Origin of the sequence: Photobacterium sp. OFAV2-7 (assembly GCF_022347985.1) — a bacterium.
Taxonomy (GTDB): Bacteria; Pseudomonadota; Gammaproteobacteria; order Enterobacterales; family Vibrionaceae; genus Photobacterium.
Genome location: NZ_JAKRFQ010000668.1, coordinates 1 through 3,025 on the forward strand (window position 1 = coordinate 1; position 3,025 = coordinate 3,025).

General features: G+C 47.4%; 4 protein-coding genes. 2 read left to right on the forward strand and 2 right to left on the reverse strand.

Annotated elements, in window-relative coordinates:
* Positions 1 to 554 (forward strand): TetR/AcrR family transcriptional regulator (locus MHN01_RS22740; protein ID WP_239413619.1); only part of this gene is annotated, 554 nt, incomplete at its 5' end.
* Positions 555 to 576: 22 nt separating this feature from the next.
* Positions 577 to 1,950: a DASS family sodium-coupled anion symporter gene (locus tag MHN01_RS22745; protein WP_239413620.1), complete on the forward strand. Its 1,374-nt coding sequence runs from the start codon at positions 577 to 579 to the stop codon at positions 1,948 to 1,950.
* Positions 1,951 to 2,031: 81 nt separating this feature from the next.
* On the opposite strand, the gene MHN01_RS22750 is transcribed toward MHN01_RS22745, so the two are convergent.
* Positions 2,032 to 2,577 carry a GNAT family N-acetyltransferase gene (locus MHN01_RS22750; RefSeq protein WP_239413621.1) on the reverse strand — a complete coding sequence of 182 codons (546 nt, stop codon included), beginning with the start codon at positions 2,575 to 2,577 and terminating at the stop codon, positions 2,032 to 2,034.
* 224 nt (positions 2,578 to 2,801) lie between these two features.
* Positions 2,802 to 3,025 (reverse strand): hypothetical protein (locus tag MHN01_RS22755; RefSeq protein WP_239413622.1); only part of this gene is annotated, 224 nt, incomplete at its 5' end.

Consider the following 3,025-nt stretch of genomic DNA (forward strand, 5'->3'; position numbering starts at 1 on the left):
GATCTATGAAGCATTCCTATAACAAGGTCACTACGCGGAGAATCGCAGAGGAAGCTGGGGTCGATGTCGCCTTAATCAGCTATTATTTTGAGAATAAGGCCGGACTGTACAAAGCGGTGTTTGACGATATCTACGCCCCGTTTTTTGAAAAATTGGACCAGCTCAAGAAAGCCTCTTCAAACCGAAATACGATTGAAGAGCTGTTTATGACAATCTTTTATCTGGATATCGAGTATCCGGAGCTGCTGGGTATCATCTATAAAACGCTGGTGCTTAATGAAGGACCGCGCCGGAGCTATATTGATGAATCTATCCTGTCCTATACCGATGCTTTTCATATCAAGATATTTACGACTTTGCAGGAAAAAGGCTTTATTGATCCCAGCCTGGATGTCTCCTTGTTAAAAGACAGCTTCAATGCGCTGGTGATGATGCCTTTTTTCTTCTATCCGCTAAAAAGGGAAGGCCAATCGGAAGAAGAGACTATTGGGTATTTGGAAAGTCTGTACCGGCAAAATATCCGGTTGTTTCTTTATGGTTGCGCCGTGGATTAAGGACTACCAGTAAGGAAGGCGTATGACAACCTTAAGCCTCGCCATTAAAAAATGGTTGTTTGACCGTAACAGCATCATTTTTCTTGCCGATGTGGCTTTGTTGGTGCTGATGCTAAATACCCTGCCGTTTGAGCCTGATGTCGTACTTGGGCTCAGCTTATTAATCTTCATTGCTATTTTGTGGCTGACAGAAGCAATTCATATCAGCATTACAGCCCTATTAGTTCCCCTGTTGGCTGTCGGGTTGGGGATTTTCGAGACCCCGCAAGCCCTTAGTAATTTCGCCAATCCGATCATCTTTCTTTTCCTTGGTGGATTTGCGCTGGCGGCCGCTATGCATCGGCAAGAGCTGGACAAAGCGATTGCCGACAAGGTTCTGTTGCTGGCCAACGGACATATGGCCATTGCCGCCCTGATGTTATTCGGGGTCACGGCCGTGCTGTCGATGTGGATTAGTAACACGGCAACGACGGCCATGATGTTACCTCTGGTGCTGGGAATACTGAACAAGGTGGATGCCAAGCGAGAGCATAATACCTATGTGTTTATTCTGCTCGGGATCGCCTACTGCGCGAGTATCGGCGGTATCGCGACGATTGTCGGCAGCCCGCCCAATGCGATTGCGGCTACTGAGGTTGGATTGAGCTTTACCGAGTGGATGGCGCTGGGGCTGCCAATCACATTGATGCTGTTGCCGATGGTGGTGGCACTGCTCTATCTGATGTTAAAGCCAAACCTGAAGTATACGTTTGAGATCACCCATGAACCGGTCAAGTGGGACAATGCCAAGCTGACTACCCTGGTTATTTTCGCAATTACCGTTTCCTTGTGGATTTTCAGTAAGCCGCTTAATGCTATTTTGGGTGGCTTTAGCAAGTTTGACAGTCTGGTTGCAATGTCGGCGATTGTAATGCTGGGTGTTGCCCGGGTTGTAGAATGGAAAGATATCGATAAAACCACCGATTGGGGCGTTTTGCTGCTGTTCGGCGGCGGGATATGTTTGAGTAATATTCTCAAGGAGACCGGGACCAGTGTCTTTCTGGCTCACAGCTTGAGTGGGCTACTTGAACAGGCTGGGTTGTTTTTCGTCTTTCTTATTGTGGTTGCTTTTGTCGTATTTCTGACGGAGTTTGCCAGTAATACTGCTAGTGCTGCTTTGCTGGTGCCGATATTTGCCTCTATCGCTGAGGTGTTGGGAATACCTCCGGTGATTTTGGCGGCATTGATTGGTGTTGCGGCTTCCTGTGCCTTTATGTTGCCGGTGGCAACCCCGCCCAATGCGATCGTATTCGGTTCGGGTTACATCAAGCAGCGAGAGATGATGCGAGTGGGGGTGATTGTTAACATCGCCTGTATCATTGCCCTGGCCATTTTTGCCTGGCTGTTTTGGCAGTAGTTGGCGCTAATTGGCAGTAAACAACGATTGTAATGGGCGAGCTTGGACTGATAAGCCCGCTCGCCATATTGCCTGTTTGCCCTAGCTGGCGGATATCGATAAGGTGACTAAATCATCGCTGTCATAGAGGCGGACGGCGTTTTCTTCTTTCATCCCCAAGCGCTTTAAGATTTTCACCGATGCATGGTTGTCGATAACAGCCACGCCGTAGATCTTGTGGTGAAGTCCAAGTCCGAACGTAAAATCGAGCACAGCTTTGGCTGCTTCTAGTGCGTAACCTTTTCCGTTTTCTTCCAGAGTAATGCCATACCGGATATCGGAACAATCCGGGGTTGTTGTCTGCTCAACGCCCGCATAGCCGAGCTTTATGCCCGGTTCAGCTTTACTGAAAATAGCGAAGGTCCCAAATCCCTGTTCCCAATGTTTTACACGATTAGCTAGGTAGCTCTTGATATAGTCGTCATCGAAGGGTTTACCTCCGGGAAGGTATCGGGTTGTTATCGGGCATGAGAGTAGCTTTCGGTATAGATCTAGATCTGATTTTGAAACGGGACGCAGAAATAAGCGTGATGTTTCTATAGTTGGCAGTTGGGTTATTGTTCGAGAAGTTGGCGTATGACTGTCCATGTATCGATTATCTCTGTCGAAAGAAGTTTATGAACGACGTTATTTGAATAGATGAATATATTCGTTCAGTGTCACTTTGTCAGCCATCCTGCTGACAGGAAGGTTATTCCCCCTCTTTGTTCTGTGCCGAGAGACGACAGTAAGCCAACTCATTGATAGTTGGCTTACTGAATGTTACTGCTTGTGTTTATGCCTCGCTAGCAATTTGCTGCTGTGCTCTCTTTTTAATGAGAACAGTGATTACGGCGATTAGCGCGATAATCCCGGCCAGGAATGGTAACAGCTGCATGATCTGACCACATAAAGCGGTAACAGAAGAAGAACTGGCAATTCCCCTGACAGACGGTAACTACCATGTGATTGAGATCATCAAGAACGCGCTGCTGACCAATCACCTCGTTTGTCACTTTGACGGTCAGCAGTTTGATCGTGAAGGCATTAACAAGCT